Source organism: Acinetobacter sp. RRD8 (assembly GCF_031844225.1).
Taxonomy (GTDB): Bacteria; Pseudomonadota; Gammaproteobacteria; order Pseudomonadales; family Moraxellaceae; genus Acinetobacter.
This window is the reverse complement of sequence record NZ_JAUZUU010000005.1, coordinates 188,754-210,613: the sequence shown is the minus strand read 5'-3', so window position 1 is coordinate 210,613 and position 21,860 is coordinate 188,754. Positions and strand designations below refer to the sequence as shown.

The window sequence follows — 21,860 nt, the reverse complement described above, 5'->3', positions numbered from 1 at the left end:
TCAGATTATTTTTAAACTTATCAAATAAAACCCAACTCAATTAAACTTAACTAAGTTACTGTTTTATCAGAAGTTTTAATCTTCATCACCGCCGATGGATGTGCATTCTACAGTATTTCAGAGCCCTTGCAACACCTTTTTCAAGAAAATCATTTTGTATGTATATTTTTTAAGCTTTTCGTGTGTTTTCATTCATTTTTTATACAAATTTGCTTAAATGATGTCTATTCGTGAATATAACGTTTATTATTTTTATACTAATAAGTAGTGCTACTTACACAGAAAAGGCCTCAGGTTACCTTATGCATCGTTCTATTTACTTATCTATATGCTTATTTTCTTTAGCTTCAAGCGCACATGTTTTCGCCGAGGCGGCCACCAGTGTGGAAAATCTGGAAAACGAGCCTGCAAAAACGCCGCTTAGAACAAAAATCTCGACCAAAGCGCAACAATTACAAACGCAACTGAAAGTTGATGCCAGTGCAGCACAGGCTGAAGAAGTTAAAGATCCTTTTCAACCGTTAAATAGAAAGATCTATCAGTTTAATGATGCGATTGACCGCACCGTGGTACGTCCCATAGCCGTACAATATGTGGAAAAAGTTCCTCAAGATGTTCGTGGCAGCTATACCCAGTTCCGCAGTAACCTAGGTGAACCTTGGAATGTGGTGAATCAGCTGATTCAAGGTCGTCCTGCCCGCGCTGCTAAATCCCTAGGTCGTTTTACCATTAACACCTTAACAACTTTAGGACTGGCTGATCCAGCGCGTCGCCTGGGCTTGAGTCATGAAGAGGAAAAATTTGGAATTACCTTAGGTTATTATGGCGTGCCTTCTGGCCCTTATATCATGTTGCCATTTTTAGGTCCAAGTTCTGTCCGTGGCGTAATCGGTACTGCTGTAGATAGTCAAGCTCGTCCACAAAAATACATTCTCGAAGATGAAGATGGACTTTACTGGACTGATCAGTTTTGGCGTGCCATCGATACCCGTTCAGAAATACTGGACGTTGAAGGAGTGCTGACTGGCGATCGCTATGCGCAGATTCGCGATATTTATTTACAACGTACCAATTATGCAATTGCAGAAAAGAAAGGTACAGAACAAGATACGCTTTTCCTAGAAGATGATTTTGAAGATGACAATTCTGATGATGCACCTTCTAGTGATAGCAACATTGAATCTTCAAACGAAGATCTTTAAGTTTAAGCTTCATGTATGATTGCTAGTGAAAATCTGTTCGCTAGCAATACTTTGCTTGTTATAGTACATCTTATAGCCAATCCTGGGATTGAATCACTTTTTTATGTATTTCATTCAACCGACTCGTGATATTCCTTACTTAGATCAAGTACTTGATACGCTTCCTCATGTTCAGATGATCTATCTGGATGATCATGAACTGTATGACTCTACGATTATTGCGATTGCAGATGTACATGATTATCTGAAATATAAGTGGAATCTGCCTACGATTGTACTGGCCTTAGAAAATGAAGGTACTGCTTTGGCTCAGGCCTGGGAACAAGGTGCTTTAGCCGGCTGGATCTGGAACAAGCTTCCCGAGAATCCAGATCTGGCATTACAAAAAATTGATGCACAATATAAGCGTAACCAGGATAGCCGTGACCTGCCTTCTGCTGCAGAACTACAAAAAAAATTGTTACCGAATCCGATTGAACTGACCAATTACGAGGTCGAAACCTATTTTCAGCCTTCAGCCTATCTTTCAGGGGATTGGTATGATTATTGGAAAATCAGCGACAAAGAAGTGATTTTCTATTTGGCCGATGTATCCGGACATGGCGTCACCAGTAGTTTGCTCACGTCCTGGATGGCAGCTTTCCATGGTCGCTCCAAGACGCCGCGCGAGCTGATCAAGAAGCTGAACGGTATGCTGATGCAGGAAAATATTGAAAAGCACATCACCATGATTGCCGGGATTCTTAATCTGGAAACCCATGTATTAAAATGGTCCAGCGCTGGACATTATCCTCCACCGATTATATTTGAACCCAATCAAGAACCTAAAATCCTCTCTTCCAGCAGTTTCCCTTTGGGCTTAACCGAAGATCTTGAAGTTGAGGAAAATGAATGGGTATTAAGTCGCAATGCGCGCTTTATTATCTGTTCGGATGGCGCACTGGAACCTTTTGATGGTGGTTTAAATGAACAATTCTCGCAATTATTACACCATTTGCAGAATCAATCTTTTCAGGCTCCGGAACATGTGGCTGACGATATCGCCTTTTTAAGCTTTATCCGCGTAAATTAGCAGTATATTTACAGGCTTTATAAGCACTTAATTTGATTACTACTTTCAGCCACTTGAGTATCAATACACCCTATGGGATAATTTAATATCCTTCTCTGCAAATGGCATTTATATGTCAACAGGTCATGTTGAATATGCAAGTCTGAACGGAACGCATATTTTTAAGCTTATCGGCGAAGTGCGTGCCCAATCTTGTATTAGTCTAGACAAATTACTGAACAAAATTGAACAGCAAGACAACGTAGTTGGCGCTATCGTTGATCTCACCGAAACCAGTTTCATTGACAGTACCGTACTGGGTGTTTTAGCGAAACTAGGACTCAAACTCAAGCAAGTACACAATATTCAGGCTGTCATGCTTTCTACCAATTCTGACATTACCACTTTGGCCAACAGTATGGGATTGAGCCAGGTGTTTGTGATTCTGAATTATTGTGGTGATCCAAATGTCTGCACACGTGCGCTGATGGAAGAACATGTCACGCATCAAAATATGCTGAATACGGTTCTGGATGCGCATAAAACCTTGATGAAACTGAATCAAAGCAATCAGAACATGTTTGAACCTTTAGTCAAACAGCTACAGAAAGAGCAAGACAATTTAGATAAAATTTCCGAGCAAAAGGTATAACCATCTTATAAGAGGACCCTATGACTTTACTTTCTGTTGTACAAATGAATTCTCAAAATGAAATTGATGTCAATTTCGTGGAGATTGAATCTTTAATTCAACAAAGTAAGGCCAATGGTGCTGAACTGATTGTTTTCCCGGAAAACTTTGTCTGTTTTGCAGCAGGTAAACAGCGTGAAACTGCTGCACAATTTGAAGTGATTCAGCAGCGTCTGGAACAACTTGCCCATGAATATGACACCTGGATCGTTGCCGGTACATTACCCTGCCCTTATCGTCCGGATGGTTCAATCATTGAGGATGGCCGGGTGCGTACCGTTAGCCTGTGTATCAGTCCGGAACGGACCGAAGCACGTTATGACAAAATTCACCTGTTTGATGTGCAAGTCGGCGATGCTGTCGGTGGTTATCAGGAATCCAAGTTCTTTGAACCCGGCACAGATGTTGTCGTAGCCAAAACACCTTTTGGCAATATTGGGTTAATGGTCTGTTATGACCTGCGCTTTCCGGAACTGGCGTTAAATTTACGAGCCAAAGGTGCAAACCTCTTGACCGCTCCTTCTGCCTTTACCTATACCACAGGTGAAATGCACTGGCAGCTTCTTCTGCAAACACGTGCTCTAGATAGCCAATGCTCGGTGCTTGGTGCAGCTCAACAAGGCTGGCATGGAGAAAAACGCCAGACTTGGGGACATGCAGCCGCCACCAATAGTCGTGGACAACTTCTTAATATGATCCATGCAGAAGGTGCTCAACTCATCACCGTCGACTTTGATTTAAATGAACAGCAAAAAGTGCGTGAATCCATGCCTTTAATGCAACACCGTAGACTTCTTCAACTTTCCTGAATCGTTTCATTTGCTTGCATAAAATAACAAAATCCCTGCTTATTCTTCAGGTGAAATCACCGAGCATAGAAGCTCTACGAAAAATAAACAGGGATTTAACTCATGTCATTAGAAAAAGCCGTCTATACCGCACATGCCAAAGCCACAGGGGGCCGTGATGGCCGCGCCATTTCTGACGATCAGATTCTGGACGTCCAATTGGCCGTACCTAAAGAAATGGGGGGACCAGGCGGTGGAACCAATCCTGAACAGCTCTTTGCCGCAGGTTATTCCGCCTGTTTCTTGGGTGCAATGAAATTTGTTGCCAATCGTGACAAGCTCAATATCAGTAAAGATGCCTATATTGAAGGTGATGTTGGGATTGGTCCGATTCCTACCGGGTTCGGGATCGAAGTGACATTAAACATCCATCTTGAAGGCATGGATCAGGAAGAAGCAAAAAAACTGGTGGATGCTGCGCATATTGTCTGTCCATACTCAAATGCGACCCGTAATAATATTGATGTGAACTTAAACGTAATTACTTAATTTTTTTATTTAACAGCTATCCTGAAAAAATTTTCAGGATAGCTAGACTTCAATTATAAATTTCAAAATTTACCCGCTTCATCTTTTGTCAAAAGCTACTTCTCTTCCCCACTTGAAAACTGCAGCAAAAACTTAAGAAATTATATATAATGATTCTTATTTACATTTATTCGATTTATATTGATGTTAAAACTAGTTCTTCTGAATTCTCTCCTGCTCCTCACTGCTACAACCTCTTTTGCAGATCTTTATCTCTCAGAAAAAATCCGTCCGAAAATAAAATCTCTGCTCAATACTGAAATTGAACGCCTACCCATTCCTGCAACACCCAACAATATGATTCTGCCTGAATTTGGTAAAGGGATTATTGGCTGGGGAGCTGGCCCCAAAGATGCTGAAGCCCGTTTTCTCAATATTACTCAGGCAGATGTTGAAACAATGAAACAGGAAGGACTGAGTTTAGCAATGGCACAAGCCTGGCAGAACTTTTATGAAAATGAAACTCTGCGTAATCCGGGAAATCCGACTGCACCTTTTCGTGCACAACTCATGAAAAAAATCGTCAGTCTCTGGTAAATATCCAAAAGTCCTGACGATCATTATGATAAAGCGAGCAGATTAAAAAATTATTCTACTGCTTCGTTGGTTACTCGCAATACTTCTTCAATCGTGGTTTTTCCGGCCAATACTTTACGCAGACCATCATCACGAATGGAACCTGACTGCTGACGTACATAGCTTTCGATTTCATATTCAGCCGCATTGCCATGAATCAAACGGCGCATATGATCATCGACTGGGACAATTTCATAAATTGCAGTACGGCCACTAAAGCCAGTATTGCCACAACGTTCACAGCCTTGAGGTTGCGGTAATCTTAAATCTTGGGGATGCTCAATATTGCCAAATAGATTCTTCTCGAAAGCATCTGCCTCATGCCAGGTCGCGCAATGTGGACACAAGGTACGCACCAGACGTTGGGCAATTACCCCGATTAAAGAACTGGACAGCAGAAATGGTTCAATTCCCATATCTTTCAGGCGCGTAACCGCACCAATCGCGGTATTGGTGTGTAAGGTGGATAACACCAGATGTCCTGTCAGGGATGCCTGCACCGCAATTTCTGCGGTTTCCAGATCACGAATCTCACCAACCATGACCACATCCGGGTCCTGACGCAACATGGCTTTTAACGCACGGGCAAAAGTCATATCCACTTTGGTATTGACCTGCGTTTGTCCAATGCCTTCCAGTTGATATTCAATCGGATCTTCAGCCGTGAGGATGTTTTTAGAACCGTCATTCAGGTCAGAAAGTGCCGCATATAAGGTGGTGGTTTTACCCGAACCGGTCGGGCCAGTCACCAGAATAATCCCGTGCGGGCGATGCACTAAGGTCTTGAGTCGACCATAGTCATTATTCATCAAGCCCAAATGGGTCATGTTCAAACGGCCGGCCTGCTTGTCCAGCAAACGCATCACCACCCGCTCCCCATAAGAAGATGGCAAGGTGGATACACGGACATCGACTTCACGTCCGGCCAAGCGTAATGAAATACGGCCATCTTGAGGAATACGCTTTTCGGCAATATCCAGTTTGGCCATGACTTTAATCCGTGAAACCAGAAGCGGTGCCAGTTCACGGCGTGGCTGTACAATTTCGCGTAACTGGCCATCGACCCGTAAACGCACCGACAGTTTTTTCTCAAAAGATTCAATATGAATATCGGAAGCCCCGACACGAATCGCCTCTGAGAGCAATGCATTGATCAGCCGCACAATCGGCGCATCATCTTCCTGATCCATCAGGTCTTCAGCTTCAGGTACGGAATCAGCCAGGCTGAGTAAATCCGGATGATCTTCCAGACCGGCAGCGACCTGTTGCGATTCGCCGCTATCGCCGGCAAAACTGGAACTGAGTAACTGGTTAAATTCCTGTTCGCTACAGAGTTGAAAATGAGCCGGATAACCGAGCAGACGGCGAGCTTCCTGCAATGCAAGCATCGAGGTATTGTCACGACGCAGAATAAAGGCCTGATCTCCCTCATAACGCAACAGCACACCATGGCGCTTGGCGAAGCTATATGGGATTTGTAATTGTTTAAGTACTTGCATCGCGGATTATAATAATGATGAAAAAATTTAAATTGAGTGTACTCTAAGCATATGACAGCGTGAAGTATGTTTTCAAAGATTTAGCAAGAAAGGGTGCCAAGATTGCCGCGAGATAAAGATGAATTAATCCCGAATACAGCGAAAATGCGCTGGTGGGGAGAACAGAATTTTGAAATAAATCAGTCTAAAGCCTGGCAGTTTGGCTCCTTGCTGTTTCGGCTGACCCGAGGGATTCAGGAATGGCGACTGGAATATTTCCGCCCTTCTGTGCAATACGATTATGAACAGCAATGGCATCAGATTGATGATCCGAATTTTGCCTTTCCCCCACCTGTGAAAATTGAACGCTATATGTTCAAATCCACGCAAAACAAATTGCAACTGATGCCACGCCTTGCAGACCGTTCTGTGGTGATTAAACCAGTCGATCCGATTTATATTCCTGCCGGACAGCGCGGTACGCTTTATATCAGCACGCCCTTATGGATTGCCGGTTTTGTCGAGGGGCAGCGCGAACCGATTTTCGATTTGCCGGTAATCTTGCCAAAAGACACCTGGTTTGGACCCAATCACCGTTCGGGGGAAATCTGTTATGCCACCGCAGTCGATGGCAGAACCGAACTGAAACAGTTACATCCGCGAGCCTTTCGTGCAGTCACGCCGATTGAGTTTCACAATACCAGTAACCAGCAATTGCGCTTTGACCGAATGAATGTGCCAGTGCCTGCCCTGCCGCTTTTTTACAGTGAAAGTACCGGCCGCTTATGGACCTCACAAATCCGCGTTTTGCATGAAAGTTCGGATCGTCCACCACGGATTCGGGTCGAAAACCGCACACCACCAAATGCTGGTGAAGTGGCCTATCTGCATCCACCGCGCGATCCGGCAGGTGCGTTATTTAATATGTTTGATTCATTTTTCTAAGGGCGTCTGATGCCAAGTTCAAATATTCCGACCGAAGTCACCAACAGCCTGAAGGGAGTATTTACCAATATCAATACCGACCGTTTGACCGAAGTTCTGGTGGCGGTGGTGTTGTGCTTTATTGGTTTCCTGATCGCACGCTTTATTTCCAATACCTTTATTCGCACCATTGGTGTCCGTTTTAATGCCCATCAGAAACTGGTCTGGCGCCGCGGAATTTTCTATTTTATCTTCCTGCTGTTTGTGATGGCTAGTCTGAAAGAAGCCGGTTTTAAACTCAGTGTCTTCCTTGGCGCTGCAGGGATTTTAACGGTCGCACTGGGTTTTGCTTCGCAAACCTCAGCATCCAACCTGATCAGTGGTCTGTTCCTGATTGGTGAAGGTTCTTTTGAAGTCGGTGATACCATCCAGATTACCTTGATTCGTGGGCATACCATTGAAGGCGAAGTGATTTCGATTGATCTGCTCTCGGTTAAACTTTTGACCCAAGATAATATCTATGTGCGTTTACCGAATGAACAGCTAATTCGGGCACCGGTGCAGAACTTGTCGAAATTTCCGATACGGCGGATTCCGATTACATTGGCGATCAATTTCCATGAAAATATTATCAAGGTACGCGAAGTTCTGCTGGACGTTGCCAATAAATATCCACTGGTACTGGCCGACCCGAAACCTGCAGTCACCGTTACCGCTTTCCGTGAATCTTCGATTGAACTGCTGTTTGCAGTGTGGTGCCAACAGGAAAACTACCTGAAAGTTCGTGATGAAATGCAGGAACGGATTCGCAACGGCTTTGTCGATAACCAGATTGAAATTCCGGTGCCAAAAATGGGCTTTGTCGATCATCCACTTTCCCGTCCTTTGGAAAATGAAGAAATCGATCAATATGCCAATGAAAAGGCCCTCAAAAGAGAGCCTGATCTGAAATAACCCTTAGATTCCCTCTCCTTTTTAAAGGAGAGGGTTAGGGAGAGGATTCAAAGCTCCCTCTCCGGCATCGGCGCAATATAAGCAATCAGTAGCATCACCCCGCCCGCCAGCAAGAAGGAAATCACCCGGGTCAGGGTGCCAATATGTGACAGGTCAAATAGTACGAGCTTCAAGGTCACAATCACCAGAATACTGCCGCCTAAAATCCACATCAGTTTCAGTTTTTTGAGCGTTGCTGTCCACATGGTAATCCAGGCGAGTAATACCCAAAGTATGGTCAGACTAAGCTGAACCGTCGCATTGCTCCATAATGCCAGCTCATTAAACGGCGTCTGCAGGTACACATGTAAAGCTCTTAAAACAATATAACTGGAAAGCCATAACAGACTTAGTACCATTAAAACTGCGATCATGCCTTTATCACGTCCCACCTTGATTTGCTGTAACAGCATCCAGATAAAACTGGCAAACATGGCGATACTGATCAGGTCAAAAGGATTCAGAATCGGCAGCCAGTAATATTGAAAGGCTTGCTGGCTAAACAGCTGTGAACAAACCAGCCAAGTTGCCATCAGCAATAAACAGCTCTTGGTTTGCCAAAGCTGCTGCCAACCTGACTGCACATCCTGCCGATAGCACCACAGGCAGAATAATAAAGGTAAAATCACCATGCTCAGATAAGGCATGTTCGGGATCAGGCATAAACTTGCCAGAGCCAGACTGCTAAAAACGCCAAAGCTCATCCATTCTTTGGAGAGCTGCAAGCCAGCCAGCGGTCTAAGCCACAGAATGGCCAATAATATCGTTGAAAGTGCAGAAACCCCACGTTCCAGATCACTATTCCAGACAATCACCGCATTCTGACTGCGATCCAGAGTTAGAATCGCCGCAATGACCAGCAAGGGCGAGATGCCACTCCACTTCGGCAGTAACCATGACCACTCCTGATTTTTGCGCAGGATCATTTCATTGAACATTACATACCCCAGTGTGATGATAAATAAACTCAGCACATAGGCATGCTGACTCGGAAATTCATCTTCCAGCAAGGCAAATAGCATCAAACTGGCCGCGACACTTAGGCTGCTTAAAAAACTGACACTCAGACTATTCATCTGCTGCTGGTACTGCTTTTTAAGCTGACTGATGACCACGACTGCCACATAGCACAGACTCAAAATCCAGAAAATGATTCGCGGTGTTGGATTAATCTCGACCAGATAATACAGGCTGCTGAATCCGGCCATCAGCAATAAGCCCATGCTCAGATAGTGTGCTACCCGGACATTTTTTTCCAAGGCCCATAAATAAATCAGCACACCTTCAACTGCCCAGCCAATCACACTCCATTGTTCTGTCAATAAGATCGGGGGCACCAAGGCGAGAAAAATCAGCATCAGGCTCAGATAGCTCTGCGAAATGAGCAGGATAGTTTGTTTACGGCGCAGCAGTGTCCAGCAAGCGGCAAAGACCAGTGCAAAGAACAGGCTTAATCCAGCTTGCCAGAGTTTTTGATTGGGCTGATTAAAATGAATCAGATACAGAAAAATATATGCCGTGATCGGTGCAGCAAAAATCAGCGCTAAGTCCAATACCGGTTTTAACTGAAAACGTGAGAGATCCTGTCGTGCCAGCAACTGGCTAAAGCGGAAACCTAGCCAGATAAACAGCGCACTATGTGCCAGAATCAACGCAGTCATGGCATAACGCTCATATGTATAACCATGAATCAGGCTATATATCCCGCCAACGACCGCAGTCACTAAAAAGGCAATTTGATTGAGAATCTTCCATGGCCGGAAACTGCTCAGCACTGCCACCCCGATATTGATCAGCAAATAATAGCTAATCAGCTCAACGGCAGAAGCATCGCGGGTCGGTAAGGTAAACGGCGCCAGATAAGCAATCAGCAAAGCCATCAAAGCCAGTTCGATGCTTTCCTGTTTCAGGCTTAAATATAGAGTGATGGCCAGAATAATGAGAAATAGCAATGTTGCCAACGGTAACGTGGGAATCACCAGATTGTAATAGGCAAAAAATAAGGTCAGGAACAGACTGCCCAAACCCAGTCCTTCTAGTGCCAGAGCAAAACTCCGATTTTTCTGCATCAGGCGATAACCCAGCCCTGCTATACACCCACTCGCCAGTGCAACCAGGCCCAATTTTGCAGCCAGACTGAGTTGCCAGTGCTCAGTGGCAAAACGCAGCAGTAAAATAATCCCAATCACCAAAATACTAATCGCGACTTTTAAGACTGGATTCCCCTGGAAAAGCCAGCGCTGCAGTTGATCTACCAGATGAGGAGTGTCGTTTACCTCTTGGGCAGACTCAGTTTTCACGAATGGAACAGAATCGGATCGATCTGGTGATCGCTGTAAGGGATCGGCAGAATGAGATTGTGATTGCAACTGTATCAAACGTCCTTCCAGACGTTGCAGCCACCTGAGCAAAAAGAATACCCAGGCCGTAATCCCGATTCCCATCAACCAGTCCAGTTCAGCCAACCCGCCGACAATGGCAGTAATTGATGAGATATATAAAGGAACTTTAGAATTGCGCTCCAAGGACATCTGCTGCTGTCCGGCCAATTGATTCATCGGTGCTTCTACCGCAGTGACATATTGCATCACGCTAAAGATAAACCCCAAACCACACAGATAAGTTACAATCTGATAACCCAGATACCAGGCGCTGATCCCGGCTATCAGCAGGGTAATCAGCCAGATCATGCGCAACTCATTCCGTCCTACAGCCATTCTTATATTTCTCTTTCCTGAATCCTTCCATCATACAACAGCTTGTGCTGCTTATTTCATCTTCAGCCGATATTCGCTAAGCTGTAAACTCAGACTCGCCTCAGCGAGCGCGGTAAAAATCACGTACAATAGCGCTGTATTTTGAATAAGGAATTGATTACATGCCACCATTTGTCTTGGTCGATGGCTCTTACTTTTTATTTCGTGCCTTTCACGCACTGCCACCATTAACCACGTCAACCGGTTTACATACCAATGCAATTCGTGGTGCGATTTCTGCTATTCAAAAACTGATGCGCCGGACCCAACCGACCCATATGGCGGTAATTTTTGATACCCCAGAACCGACCTTCCGGCATGAGCTGTCACCGATTTATAAAGGTGATCGTCCCAGCATGCCAACGGAATTATCCGAACAGATTCCTTATCTGCATGCCTTGATCCGCGCTTTGGGCATTCCCCTACATACCTTACCGGGTGCCGAAGCCGATGACATTATCGGAACACTGGCCAAACGTGCCGAGGCGATGGGACATCAGGTACTGATCTCTACGGGCGATAAAGATATGGCACAACTGGTGACCGAAAAAGTTACCCTGGAAGACAGCTTTAAAGAAAAACCGCTGGATGTCGACGGCGTGTTTGAAAAGTTTGGCGTCTGGCCGAATCAGATTATTGACTATCTGACCCTGATGGGCGATGCATCAGATGGCATCATGGGCGTGCCAGGTGTAGGTGCCAAAACTGCAGCAAAACTGCTCACTGAATATGGCTCGATTGGTGGCATTTTAGAAAATGTCGACAAGATCAAAGGCAAAGTCGGTCAAAATATTAAAGAACATGTCGATGGCATTGTACTGGACCATCAACTGGCCAGTATTGTCATCGATCTGGATCTTAACTTTGGTTATGACGATTTAAAACTGGGTGAGCCGAATGTCGAGACCTTACGTCATTTGTACACCGAGCTGGAATTCCGTAACCAGCTGCAGTCCTTAGATCACCCGAACAACCCGAATAATTCAAATTACCAGCAGGCGGCAAAATCTATTAACGCCAAAGCGGTTACAGCACCAGAACCTCTGGAAGACCATGCGTCTGTAACCAGCAGTGATGACCAGCTAGGTCAAGCGACCTACCACACAGTATTAAGCCAGCAGGACTGGGACACACTGTTTGAGCGCCTAAGTACCGAAAAACGTTTTGCCTTTGATACCGAAACCACCAGTTTGGATTATCGTATTGCACAGATTGTCGGTTTCTCGGTCGCCTTCGATGCGCAGAATGCTTATTATGTTCCCTTGGCACATGATTATGAAGGCGCACCGGAGCAGCTGAATCGTGAAGTAATTCTGGCGCAGATCAAACCAATTCTGGAAGATGAGTCTGTAAAGAAAATTGGGCATCATCTAAAATATGATGCACATGTCCTGGAAAATCATGGCATTCATATGGCAGGCTGGTATTTCGACACCATGCTGGCTTCCTATGTCCTGAATTCTGTCGCAACCCGTCATGGCATGGATGATGTGGCCCGTCTGTATTTGAGTCATCTGACCACGACTTATGAACAAGTGGCCGGTAAAGGTGCTAAACAAAAGACCTTCAACCAGATTCCACTTGAAACTGCAGCACATTATGCCGCAGAAGATGCACATGTCACCTATCGCCTTTATGAAGTCTTGAGCAGCAAATTGCAGGCACACCCTGAACTGGTGAATATTCTGCATAATATTGAAGTTCCGGTCGCACATGTACTGACGCAAATGGAAGAAAACGGCATCGAACTGGATCTTGCTTTTCTGGATCAGCTTGGGGGCGAATTTTCCAACACCATGCACAATCTGGAAAACCAGATCATGGAAATTGCCGGTGAAAGCTTTAATGTCAGCTCACCTAAACAGGTCGGTGAAGTTCTGTTTGAAAAGCTGGGGCTAAAAGGCGGTAAAAAAACCACCACCGGACAATACAGTACCAGTGAAAGTGTACTGGAAAAAATTGAACATCCGATTGCCCAGCTAATTCTGGAATATCGTGGTTTGTCCAAGCTGAAAAGTACCTATACCGATGGCTTATGCAAACAGGCCAATCCTGATACCCATCGTGTGCATACCAGTTATCATCAGGCACTGACTGCAACTGGCCGTTTATCATCGACTGATCCAAACCTGCAGAACATTCCGATTCGTGCCGAAATTGGCCGTCAAATCCGTAAGGCTTTTGTGGCACCTGAAGGCCGTGTCTTGCTGGCAGCCGATTACTCACAAATTGAATTGCGTCTCATGGCACATTTATCTCAGGATGAAGCCCTGCTGGATGCCTTTATTCATGGTCAGGATGTACACCGCCGTACTGCTGCGGAAGTTTTGGGCATTCCGTTGGAAGAAGTGACCAATGACCAGCGCCGTCAGGCCAAGGCCGTCAACTTCGGCCTACTTTACGGTATGTCCGAGTTTGGTCTGATCCGTCAGTTGGGCTTTACCCGTCAGGAATCACAGGATTATATCAAGCAGTATTTCCATCGTTATCCGGGCATTTATGACTATATGCAACGTACCCGTCAGGTCGCATTAGAACAGGGTTTTGTTGAAACCCTGCTCGGTCGCCGTTTATATACCCCAGATATTGATGCCCGTAATATGATGGTGCGTAAAGCGGCAGAGCGTGCTGCGATTAATGCTCCGCTACAAGGTTCGGCTGCGGATATCATTAAAATGGCGATGATTGAAGTCGACAAGATTTTGCCGAAAGATCAGGCCAAAATGCTGTTGCAAGTACATGATGAACTGGTATTTGAAGTGGATGAAGACATTGCCGATGAACTCGCACCTAAACTGGCAGAAGTGATGCAATCGGTATTGCAGATTTCTGTACCATTGGTGGTAGAAGTGGGTAAAGGCAAAAACTGGGATGAGGCGCATTAATGTGCCTTTAACCCCATCTTCCTTATAGGAGGTGAGGAATATATTCCGCAAGGGGATGGAGGGGATTTTAATTTATAATCCTCATCTACAGGCAGCGATATTAAAATCTTTTCTACTATCAAGTTTTGAACGCATATTTTTCTATTTTTAGGAAATCAGCAGCACTACTGGTTAAGAGCATCCAAGTTCCCTCTCCTCTCAGGAGAGGGTTAGGGAGAGGTTAAAATCCCATCTTCTTCTTGCACTTCGATTAAAACTTGTCAAGGTTTGGCAAGTTTAACAAATCCCTCCCAACCTCCCTTTTCTAAAGGGAGGAGCAAATAAAAAGGACGCCTCAGCGTCCTTTTCTTTTCATTCAGATTAAAAACCCGTTAACAATACAATTGCCACCTGGTTCATGATCATTTCAATCACAATCAAGGCCAGAATTGCCAGGATTGGAGACAGGTCAATCATGCCCATATTCGGCATAATCCGGCGGAAAGGTGCCAGCAATGGCTCGGCAAGTTCCTGAACTACTTCAATATAAGGTGAACGGGATTGGGTAAACATCACCACCCAGCTTAAAATAATGGTAGCGAAAATCAAGTAACGACAGAAACGGATCAAATCCTGCATCATGGTGACAAAAGTCAGAATGAGCAAATGCACAGGACCATTCGGCATGCCACCAGACAGATACATCATGCCGAAAATTTTCAGCAAATACAGCACCACCAAAAGTGCCAGTGCCGCAGTATTAACCCGCCCTTTGCCCATCGTAGGGAAAATACGCCCGAATACATCTACAATTTTGGTCGCTTTGACGGTAGACAGAACGACGGGATTGTAAGGACTTACCGCAGCCAATTGCATTAAAAAGCGGAAGAATACGAGCAAAATCGCGACGTTAATGATAATGCCAAAAATTAGCGCAGAATTTGCACCCATACTTGAACTTTCCTAAAAATTAAACTGAAGATTTGCTGCTTTCACTGAGCTCTTGAGCTAGTTCCTGACTGCGTTTTTGCGCAGCAGCAAGTGCTGCCTGAATATTCTGAGAAATTTGCGCGCGGTCGAACACCTCTAGTGCTGCCTGAGTCGTTCCATTTGGAGAGGTAACGTTTTTACGTAGCTCAGCCGGTGTATTTGAACTGGTGATGGCCATTTGTGCCGCCCCCAAAGCCGTTTGCAAAGTGAGTGCTGTCGCTACTTTTTCATCCAGACCTAAATTTTTACCCGCACGAATCATACTTTCCATCATATAGAAAAAGTAAGCTGGACCCGAACCCGAGACGGCAGTGACTGCATCAATTTGTGCTTCTGAGTCGACCCAAATGGTCAGTCCGGTCGATGCCAGAACCTGACTGGATAGTTCACGATCACTCGTTTCCACAGATGCATTGGCATATAAACCATGTGCCCCAGTCTGTACCAGTGCTGGCGTGTTCGGCATGACCCGTACAATACGCTCAGTCCCTAATAATGCTGACAATGTGGCAATTTCTGCACCAGCAACAATGGAAATAATCAGCTTATTATTAACCAGACCTTTTAAGGGTTGCAGCACTTGAGCCAAAACCTGAGGTTTTACCGCCAATACGACGATATCTGCATCCTGAATTGCAGCACTATTCTCCCCGGTCACATTAATTTCTTTTTCCGCCAATAAAGCACGGACTTTTTCGATCGGATCAGAAACTGTAATACGTGTTGCTGGCAAACCACGTGAAATCAGACCGCCAATTAAGGCTTGGGCCATATTACCGCCACCAATAAAACAGATATTACAATTTAAAGCTGCACTCATGTTCAATGCTCATCGTTGAGTTCTAAAGTTGAAAAAACCGAAATCGGCAGCCATCCGCCTGCTTCACAATATGCAGATTGGGCCAACCAAAATCCTTTAGGGGTAAACACGCCTAGCATAACATTATCTGTGCTTAATATTTGAATAGTATGCCGAGCCCAGGGAAATATTTGCGCTTCCTGAATGGCTTTTTTCAGCGGCCAGGTACCGACACGGCCATATAAATGAATTTTTTCGCCACCCTGCCGCTGCTGCAAATGCAAAGTTTGCTGCAACAATGCAGGAGATAAACCGAGCTGTGCAGGCGCGATGATAAATTTCCCTGACAAAACCTGTACGCTGTCTTTTAAAGCAAATTTTATAGTTTTCGGGCTAGTTTGAACTTGTTGCTGATCAGCTAAATAAGTCTCTGCGGTCAGACGATATAATTGCTGCTGATAGCGTACATAGTAAAAGCCTTGCCAATGCAATGCCGCCTGAGCATCTTGTTTGGCATAAATCACTTCGCGTTGCAAACGCTCCACCATATCTAAGGATGGACGATACTGTTCTTTACCTTTCATCCAGGCAGAGAGTAATTGACGTTGTCGTGATTTTGAAAGCTGTAGAAATTTACCAAGGTCGAGCTGCGTTTCAGTTCCACAAGATGCTAAATCCTGTTGCAGCACTTCTTGTAAAATGTCTTGAGCATCCTGCATTAACTCACTGGTTCGCACCAAGGCAGCTTGCATTTTAGGGTAACGTTGGCTTAATAGCGGCCACAGGGTCTGGCGTGCCCAGGCCCGGTCATAATGGGTATCAGCATTGGTCGGATCTTCAATATTCTGAACATTCAGGTCTGATGCCCATTGGCAAATCTGCTCACGGGAAATATCCAGCAACGGCCGCCAAATCGTGAAATTTTCACGTATATCCAGCTGTTTCATTGCAGCCAAACCATCCACGCCTGTGCCAGACAATAAACGCAACATCAGGGTTTCCGCCTGATCCTGCTGATGATGCGCTAACACCAAAATTTCATCCGCTTGCAAATGTTGCAGATAGGCCTGATAACGTGAATTGCGCGCTTGCTGTTCCAGATTGCCACTGGCGACATTGACGGGCTGGATGATGCAGGGAATATTCAGTTGCTGACATTGATGTGCAACGAACTTGCCCCAATCTGCGCTGAGTGCTTGTAACTGATGATCGATATAAATCGCCCGAACTTTTTCCGGGCATAAAAAAAACATCAGATGCAGCAACAGCATAGAATCTACGCCGCCACTGCATCCGATGAGAAATTTTGTCTCTGCAGGAAAATCCTGCAGCTGTTTTAAGAAACCAGACCTAAATTGTCGCTGCCAAACTTCATCAAACGTTGGTAACGTGCTTCGCATCGTGCTTGCGCTTCCATTGGTTGCAGTTCATTCAAAGCTTCTTTCAGCACTGCTTTCAAGCTGTTCATGACCTGATCCGAGTTTAAATGAGCACCCTCACCTTCATCCACCACATATTCTACAATACCCATTTTCTGCAATTTTTCTGCAGTCAGAGCCAAGGCTTCACTGGCCTGTTCAGCTTTTTCAGCAGTTTTCCAAAGAATTGAGGCACAGCCTTCCGGTGAAATGACCGAATAAATACTGTGAGAGAGCATCACCACACGGTCTGCTACCCCAATACCCAGCGCACCACCTGAACCGCCTTCACCCAGTACAGTTGCAATTACCGGTACTTTCAAATTGGAAAGCTGAGCCAGACTGGTGGCAATTGCTTCAGCCTGACCACGTTCTTCTGCACCGACACCCGGATAAGCACCCATGGTGTCAATAAAGGTAAAGACTGGAAGATTGAAACGCTCGGCCATATCTAGCAGACGCTGTGCCTTACGATAACCTTCCGGGTTACTCATGCCAAAATTATGCTGTAATTTTTCACGGGTACTACGACCACGATGCTGACCAACGATCATCACCGGTTGACCATCAAAACGAGCCAAGCCACCAATCATCGCGCCATCATCACCATATAGGCGGTCACCATGTAAAGCATCAAATTCAGTGAATATTTCACCCACATAGTCCAGGAATTGTGGACGTTCTGGATGACGTGCAATCTGCACTGTCGCCCATGCTTTTGATGGAGTTGCTTTATTTTTCATAGGTTAACCGTTTTCATCCCTATAAAGGTATTAATTAACAAACTGTTCGGATTGAATCGAGAGTTCAATCTCCCAATTTTTAAATTGCTGCTGTTCATCGTGCAGTTCAGCGACCAGCAATGGCCATTGCTTGGCATCACCAGACACGCTGAGTTGCCATTGTTGCGCATTTTCAACCTTGAGTTCAATGGCAGGAAGCATCTCATCGCTACGACTGTGATTGACCAAAACCGACAGACGAAGCAGCAAACATAAGCATAAAAGTTTAGATCCACCGACTTTCATCACATCATGCTTGGCATCAGCGCGCAATTTACGCCGATGGTGCGCGACCAAATGTGACAAATGATTTTGATCAACTTGCGAGAAACCGGCAATATCCGAGTGTTGTAATAAATACGCGCCATGACGATGATAGCCACTGTGACTTATGGCCAAACCAATCTCATGCAGATAGGCAGCACGACGTAACAGGTCACTATCTTCAACACTTAAACCGAGTTCACTGGCCACGTCATTAAACAGTTTCTGTGCGGTCTGAACCACACGCTCAGCCTGCTTAGCATCGGCATTATATCGACCAATCAAGGCATGTACGGAACGATCACGGATATCTTCATGCTTGAAACGGCCAAGCAAGTCATACATCACGCCTTCACGTAGCGCACCATCGGAATAGACCAAATGATCAATTCCCAATACATCAAAAACGGCATAGAGAATGGCAATACCAGCAGGTAAGACGGCACGACGATCATCTTTCAGACCTTCGAATTCCATGTCCGAGACATATTTATATTTCAGCAGTTTATCTTTGAGCTTTTCCAGGCCTTCACGCGTCAACTGTTCGCGATCATTGCTCCAGCCCATATTGACGCAAATCTGGCGGCAGGCTTTAATGGTGCCACTCGAGCCAACGACAGCATCCCAACCGGCTTCTTTATAAGTATTGGCAATTCCCGAAATTTCTTTACGTGCCGCAGTAACTGCTTTATCAAAGGCTTTGGCACTGATTTCGCCATCCTGAAAATAGGCCTTGGTAAACGCTACACAGCCCATTTGTACCGATTCGGTATGAATCGGCTCGAATTCTTCACCGATAATCAGCTCAGTTGAACCGCCACCGATATCAACTACCAGACGACGACCGCTGTTGGCCATGGTATGCGATACACCCAAATAAATCAGACGGGCTTCTTCACGACCGGCGATAATTTCGATCGGTTTCGGTAAAATTTCTGCAGCTTTCTGGATAAATTCATGGCCGTTTTTGGCTTGACGCAAAGCATTTGTCGCCACGATCCGCAAGCGGTTTGGCTGAACTGCGCCTAAACGTCCGACAAAACGGGCCAGACAGGCCAAACCGCGTTGCTGGGCGGCTTCGGTTAAATTCTTATTTTCGTCTAGTCCTGCGGCAAGCTGAACTTTTTCTGACATTGATGCCACTTTCTTCACTTCGCCATGGTCTACACGGGCGATGGCCAAATGAAAGCTGTTTGATCCCATATCGATGGCGGCAAGTAATTCTTCATCAATCAAAAAGTCAGACATTCCAGAAATAAACCTTTAACGAATTGTGCTTAGAGTAATTCACATGCATGCAATTTAAAAGCCATTTGTAGCGACAATTTAATGCCTCATTCTTTTTTGTATCGGGAATAATAGTGAGACACGATCATCACTATCGTGATCATCCATTAGACAAAATAACATTAAGCATTGAAAATTTACAGATTCCCCTACATTGTTAAAGATGGCTATGTAATACTAATAATTAGTTATCTTTAAAATATTAATCTGGAGCACATTCCATGTCTGGCAACATCATAAACACTACTGACGCAAACTTCGAAGCAGACGTTCTTCAATCAGACGTTCCTGTACTGGTGGACTTTTGGGCAGGCTGGTGTGCACCATGTAAAGCAATTGCACCCGTACTTGAAGTGCTTGCTGATGAATACCAAGGTAAAGTTAAAATCGTGAAAGTTGACGTAACTTCTTGCGAACAAACTGCTGTGAATTTCAACATCCGTAACATCCCGGCTTTGTTGATGTTCAAAAATGGTGAAGTTGTTGCGACTCAAGTCGGTGCTGCACCAAAATCTAAACTGACAGCATTTATTGATGACAATATCTAAGCACAGCATTTTTAGTAAAAAATACGCGACTCATTCTCGCGTATTTTTTTCGGCTATAAATTGACAAACCTAGCATTTTCTCTTATATTCGCTACTCAAGAGATAAAGGATCCTAAATCCTGTCAATTTCTTACAAGACACATTACATAAGATGCCGCTCGGCAATAGAAATTGTTTTCCACATTTTCCTTTGAAACACTCAAACAGATCTCTGAATTGTTCTTTTGCAAATTCAATTGCTTTCGTTTGAATGCTGGTATGCGGCCGAATGTTACTCCCTTTCTAACCTGTACCTCAGAACTTTGATTCTATCTGACCACCTATGAATTTAACCGAACTCAAGAAAAAACCGATTGGCGAACTCATCAAGATTGCCGAGTTTATGGGCCTCGAAGGTATGGCTCGTAACCGTAAGCAAGACATTATTTTTGCCATCTTAAAACGTCATGCAATGAATGGCGAAGAGATTTTTGGTGATGGCGTTCTAGAAATTTTGTCAGATGGTTTTGGCTTTTTACGCTCAGCCGCAGGTTCTTATTTAGCAGGTCCTGACGATATCTATGTCAGCCCTTCTCAAATTCGTCGTTTTAACCTCCGTACTGGCGACACCATTACTGGCACCATTCGCCCGCCGAAAGAAGGCGAACGTTATTTTGCTTTACTTAAAGTCAATCAGATTAACTACGACACACCTGAAAATTCACGTAACAAGATTCTGTTTGAAAACTTGACCCCATTATTCCCGACCGAACAGTTGGTGATGGAGTTAGGCAATGGTACCACTGAAGATTTAACCACCCGTGTGATCGACCTAGTGGCCCCGATTGGTAAAGGCCAGCGTTCAATTATTGTGGCTCCGCCGAAAGCGGGTAAAACCATGCTGCTGCAAAGCATTGCACAGTCCATCGTTCGCAATAATCCTGAAGTTATTCTGATCGTTCTCCTGATTGATGAACGTCCAGAAGAAGTGACCGAGATGGAACGTACGGTTCGCGGTGAAGTCGTGGCTTCTACCTTTGATGAATCTCCTGCACGTCACGTTCAAGTTGCTGAAATGGTGATTGAAAAAGCAAAACGTCTGGTTGAGCACAAGAAAGATGTGGTGATTCTGCTTGACTCGATTACCCGTCTGGCACGTGCCTATAACACCGTGATCCCTTCATCAGGCAAAGTACTGACTGGTGGTGTGGATGCGCATGCCCTAGAACGTCCTAAACGTTTCTTTGGTGCTGCACGTAATATCGAAGAAGGTGGTTCACTAACCATCATTTCTACTGCCCTGATTGAAACCGGTAGTAAAATGGATGAAGTGATTTACGAAGAATTCAAAGGTACAGGTAACCAGGAAATTACCCTTGATCGTCGCATTGCAGAAAAGCGCGTATTCCCTGCGATGAACATCAAGAAATCTGGTACTCGCCGTGAAGAACGCCTGATGTCAGAAGACAATCTGCGTAAAGTCTGGATTCTGCGCAAGCTGTTGCATACTCAAGATGAGTTGGCGGCAATGGAATTCTTACTGGATCGCATGAAAGAAACCAAGACCAACGATGATTTCTTTGATCAGATGAAACGCAAAGCTTCAAATTAAAATTTCAAATGAAAGGTCACCTAAGCGGTGGCCTTTTTTAGGTTGACATAAATTACAGAATGAAACAATCAAGCCTGATTTATGTAAACTTATTTTTAAGTTTTTGATTAATAAAATATTCAGATTAAAAATTGTATAACTTTTAAGTGTTTAAAAAGCCTTTCTCCAATCTAAATGTTTCATTCCATTGTTATTTTCTGTTAAAAACTTCTTATTTTTTATCGTTTTTCCGTACTTTTTTGATCATTGCCAGTAGCAATTAAAAATGCG

Annotated in this window: 18 protein-coding genes; 11 read left to right on the top strand and 7 right to left on the bottom strand. The window is 44.7% G+C overall.

The genetic code is table 11. The features are described from left to right. The first annotated feature begins 302 nt into the window (after positions 1 to 302). The 6 genes from Q9R24_RS07795 to Q9R24_RS07770 all read left to right on the top strand — a co-directional run bounded on the left by Q9R24_RS07795 (position 303) and on the right by Q9R24_RS07770 (position 4,857). The gene (locus tag Q9R24_RS07795) at positions 303 to 1,202 is read left to right on the top strand and encodes a VacJ family lipoprotein (protein ID WP_004278245.1); all 900 of its coding nucleotides are present in this window, start codon (positions 303 to 305) and stop codon (positions 1,200 to 1,202) included. Between the two features lie 103 nt (positions 1,203 to 1,305). Next, the gene (gene gigA, locus Q9R24_RS07790; RefSeq protein ID WP_004732911.1) at positions 1,306 to 2,274 is read left to right on the top strand and encodes an RsbU family protein phosphatase GigA; all 969 of its coding nucleotides are present in this window, start codon (positions 1,306 to 1,308) and stop codon (positions 2,272 to 2,274) included. Positions 2,275 to 2,386: 112 nt separating this feature from the next. Then, positions 2,387 to 2,905, top strand: coding sequence for an anti-anti-sigma factor GigB (gigB, locus tag Q9R24_RS07785; RefSeq protein ID WP_004647542.1), 519 nt, complete (start codon positions 2,387 to 2,389; stop codon positions 2,903 to 2,905). 20 nt (positions 2,906 to 2,925) lie between these two features. Then, on the top strand, positions 2,926 to 3,753 hold the full coding sequence (locus tag Q9R24_RS07780) for a carbon-nitrogen hydrolase family protein (RefSeq protein WP_005107790.1): 828 nt from the start codon (positions 2,926 to 2,928) through the stop codon (positions 3,751 to 3,753). A 102-nt stretch (positions 3,754 to 3,855) separates the two neighbouring features. After that, positions 3,856 to 4,281 (top strand): organic hydroperoxide resistance protein, encoded by a 426-nt coding sequence (locus Q9R24_RS07775; RefSeq protein WP_004732917.1) that lies wholly within the window; start codon positions 3,856 to 3,858, stop codon positions 4,279 to 4,281. Positions 4,282 to 4,464: 183 nt separating this feature from the next. Further along, a complete protein-coding gene (locus tag Q9R24_RS07770) occupies positions 4,465 to 4,857 on the top strand; it encodes a DUF4951 domain-containing protein (protein WP_005103334.1) in 393 nt (130 codons plus the stop codon). Between the two features lie 50 nt (positions 4,858 to 4,907). On the opposite strand, the gene gspE is transcribed toward Q9R24_RS07770, so the two are convergent. After that, the gene (gene gspE, locus Q9R24_RS07765; RefSeq protein ID WP_004278254.1) at positions 4,908 to 6,395 is read right to left on the bottom strand and encodes a type II secretion system ATPase GspE; all 1,488 of its coding nucleotides are present in this window, start codon (positions 6,393 to 6,395) and stop codon (positions 4,908 to 4,910) included. A 144-nt stretch (positions 6,396 to 6,539) separates the two neighbouring features. On the opposite strand from gspE, the gene Q9R24_RS07760 reads away from it, so the two are divergent. Continuing rightward, the gene (locus tag Q9R24_RS07760) at positions 6,540 to 7,319 is read left to right on the top strand and encodes a hypothetical protein (RefSeq protein ID WP_086044916.1); all 780 of its coding nucleotides are present in this window, start codon (positions 6,540 to 6,542) and stop codon (positions 7,317 to 7,319) included. A 9-nt stretch (positions 7,320 to 7,328) separates the two neighbouring features. Further along, on the top strand, positions 7,329 to 8,252 hold the full coding sequence (locus Q9R24_RS07755; protein ID WP_005250806.1) for a mechanosensitive ion channel family protein: 924 nt from the start codon (positions 7,329 to 7,331) through the stop codon (positions 8,250 to 8,252). A gap of 47 nt (positions 8,253 to 8,299) precedes the next feature. Here the strand turns inward: Q9R24_RS07755 and Q9R24_RS07750 are convergent, their stop codons facing one another. Beyond that, on the bottom strand, positions 8,300 to 11,008 hold the full coding sequence (locus Q9R24_RS07750; protein ID WP_311204295.1) for a DUF2339 domain-containing protein: 2,709 nt from the start codon (positions 11,006 to 11,008) through the stop codon (positions 8,300 to 8,302). A 161-nt stretch (positions 11,009 to 11,169) separates the two neighbouring features. On the opposite strand from Q9R24_RS07750, the gene polA reads away from it, so the two are divergent. Then, the gene (gene polA, locus Q9R24_RS07745; protein ID WP_311204294.1) at positions 11,170 to 13,932 is read left to right on the top strand and encodes a DNA polymerase I; all 2,763 of its coding nucleotides are present in this window, start codon (positions 11,170 to 11,172) and stop codon (positions 13,930 to 13,932) included. A gap of 360 nt (positions 13,933 to 14,292) precedes the next feature. Here polA and Q9R24_RS07740 read toward each other — a convergent pair whose 3' ends face one another. The 5 genes from Q9R24_RS07740 to ppx are packed head-to-tail and all read right to left on the bottom strand — an operon-like array spanning position 14,293 to position 19,412. Next, on the bottom strand, positions 14,293 to 14,862 hold the full coding sequence (locus Q9R24_RS07740; protein ID WP_064094707.1) for a YggT family protein: 570 nt from the start codon (positions 14,860 to 14,862) through the stop codon (positions 14,293 to 14,295). A gap of 19 nt (positions 14,863 to 14,881) precedes the next feature. Continuing rightward, positions 14,882 to 15,721: a pyrroline-5-carboxylate reductase gene (gene proC / locus Q9R24_RS07735; RefSeq protein ID WP_404976586.1), complete on the bottom strand. Its 840-nt coding sequence runs from the start codon at positions 15,719 to 15,721 to the stop codon at positions 14,882 to 14,884. A gap of 2 nt (positions 15,722 to 15,723) precedes the next feature. Then, complete coding sequence (tilS, locus tag Q9R24_RS07730) at positions 15,724 to 17,100, bottom strand: tRNA lysidine(34) synthetase TilS (RefSeq protein ID WP_311204292.1); 1,377 nt, start codon at positions 17,098 to 17,100, stop codon at positions 15,724 to 15,726. Beyond that, positions 17,037 to 17,861, bottom strand: a complete 825-nt coding sequence (locus Q9R24_RS07725; protein ID WP_219308510.1) for an acetyl-CoA carboxylase carboxyltransferase subunit alpha — start codon at positions 17,859 to 17,861, stop codon at positions 17,037 to 17,039. Before Q9R24_RS07725 ends, tilS begins: the two co-directional genes overlap by 64 nt. A gap of 30 nt (positions 17,862 to 17,891) precedes the next feature. After that, on the bottom strand, positions 17,892 to 19,412 hold the full coding sequence (ppx, locus tag Q9R24_RS07720) for an exopolyphosphatase (RefSeq protein WP_311204291.1): 1,521 nt from the start codon (positions 19,410 to 19,412) through the stop codon (positions 17,892 to 17,894). A 260-nt stretch (positions 19,413 to 19,672) separates the two neighbouring features. Between ppx and trxA the strand changes: the two genes are divergently transcribed. After that, a complete protein-coding gene (gene trxA / locus Q9R24_RS07715; protein WP_005250793.1) occupies positions 19,673 to 19,999 on the top strand; it encodes a thioredoxin in 327 nt (108 codons plus the stop codon). A gap of 322 nt (positions 20,000 to 20,321) precedes the next feature. Continuing rightward, complete coding sequence (gene rho / locus Q9R24_RS07710; RefSeq protein WP_004278267.1) at positions 20,322 to 21,590, top strand: transcription termination factor Rho; 1,269 nt, start codon at positions 20,322 to 20,324, stop codon at positions 21,588 to 21,590. The last annotated feature ends 270 nt before the right edge of the window (positions 21,591 to 21,860 follow it).

Coding starts and splice junctions, on each gene's coding strand:
- rho (WP_004278267.1), top strand. CDS start 20,322: ATGAATTTAACCGAACTCAAGAAAAAACCGATTGGCGAACTCATCAAG.
- Q9R24_RS07755 (WP_005250806.1), top strand. CDS start 7,329: ATGCCAAGTTCAAATATTCCGACCGAAGTCACCAACAGCCTGAAGGGA.
- gspE (WP_004278254.1), bottom strand. CDS start 6,395: ATGCAAGTACTTAAACAATTACAAATCCCATATAGCTTCGCCAAGCGC.
- trxA (WP_005250793.1), top strand. CDS start 19,673: ATGTCTGGCAACATCATAAACACTACTGACGCAAACTTCGAAGCAGAC.
- ppx (WP_311204291.1), bottom strand. CDS start 19,412: ATGTCTGACTTTTTGATTGATGAAGAATTACTTGCCGCCATCGATATG.
- Q9R24_RS07750 (WP_311204295.1), bottom strand. CDS start 11,008: ATGGCTGTAGGACGGAATGAGTTGCGCATGATCTGGCTGATTACCCTG.
- gigA (WP_004732911.1), top strand. CDS start 1,306: ATGTATTTCATTCAACCGACTCGTGATATTCCTTACTTAGATCAAGTA.
- proC (WP_404976586.1), bottom strand. CDS start 15,721: ATGAGTGCAGCTTTAAATTGTAATATCTGTTTTATTGGTGGCGGTAAT.
- tilS (WP_311204292.1), bottom strand. CDS start 17,100: ATGCGAAGCACGTTACCAACGTTTGATGAAGTTTGGCAGCGACAATTT.
- Q9R24_RS07775 (WP_004732917.1), top strand. CDS start 3,856: ATGTCATTAGAAAAAGCCGTCTATACCGCACATGCCAAAGCCACAGGG.
- Q9R24_RS07795 (WP_004278245.1), top strand. CDS start 303: ATGCATCGTTCTATTTACTTATCTATATGCTTATTTTCTTTAGCTTCA.
- polA (WP_311204294.1), top strand. CDS start 11,170: ATGCCACCATTTGTCTTGGTCGATGGCTCTTACTTTTTATTTCGTGCC.
- Q9R24_RS07725 (WP_219308510.1), bottom strand. CDS start 17,861: ATGAAAAATAAAGCAACTCCATCAAAAGCATGGGCGACAGTGCAGATT.
- Q9R24_RS07780 (WP_005107790.1), top strand. CDS start 2,926: ATGACTTTACTTTCTGTTGTACAAATGAATTCTCAAAATGAAATTGAT.
- Q9R24_RS07770 (WP_005103334.1), top strand. CDS start 4,465: ATGTTAAAACTAGTTCTTCTGAATTCTCTCCTGCTCCTCACTGCTACA.
- Q9R24_RS07760 (WP_086044916.1), top strand. CDS start 6,540: ATGCGCTGGTGGGGAGAACAGAATTTTGAAATAAATCAGTCTAAAGCC.
- gigB (WP_004647542.1), top strand. CDS start 2,387: ATGTCAACAGGTCATGTTGAATATGCAAGTCTGAACGGAACGCATATT.
- Q9R24_RS07740 (WP_064094707.1), bottom strand. CDS start 14,862: ATGGGTGCAAATTCTGCGCTAATTTTTGGCATTATCATTAACGTCGCG.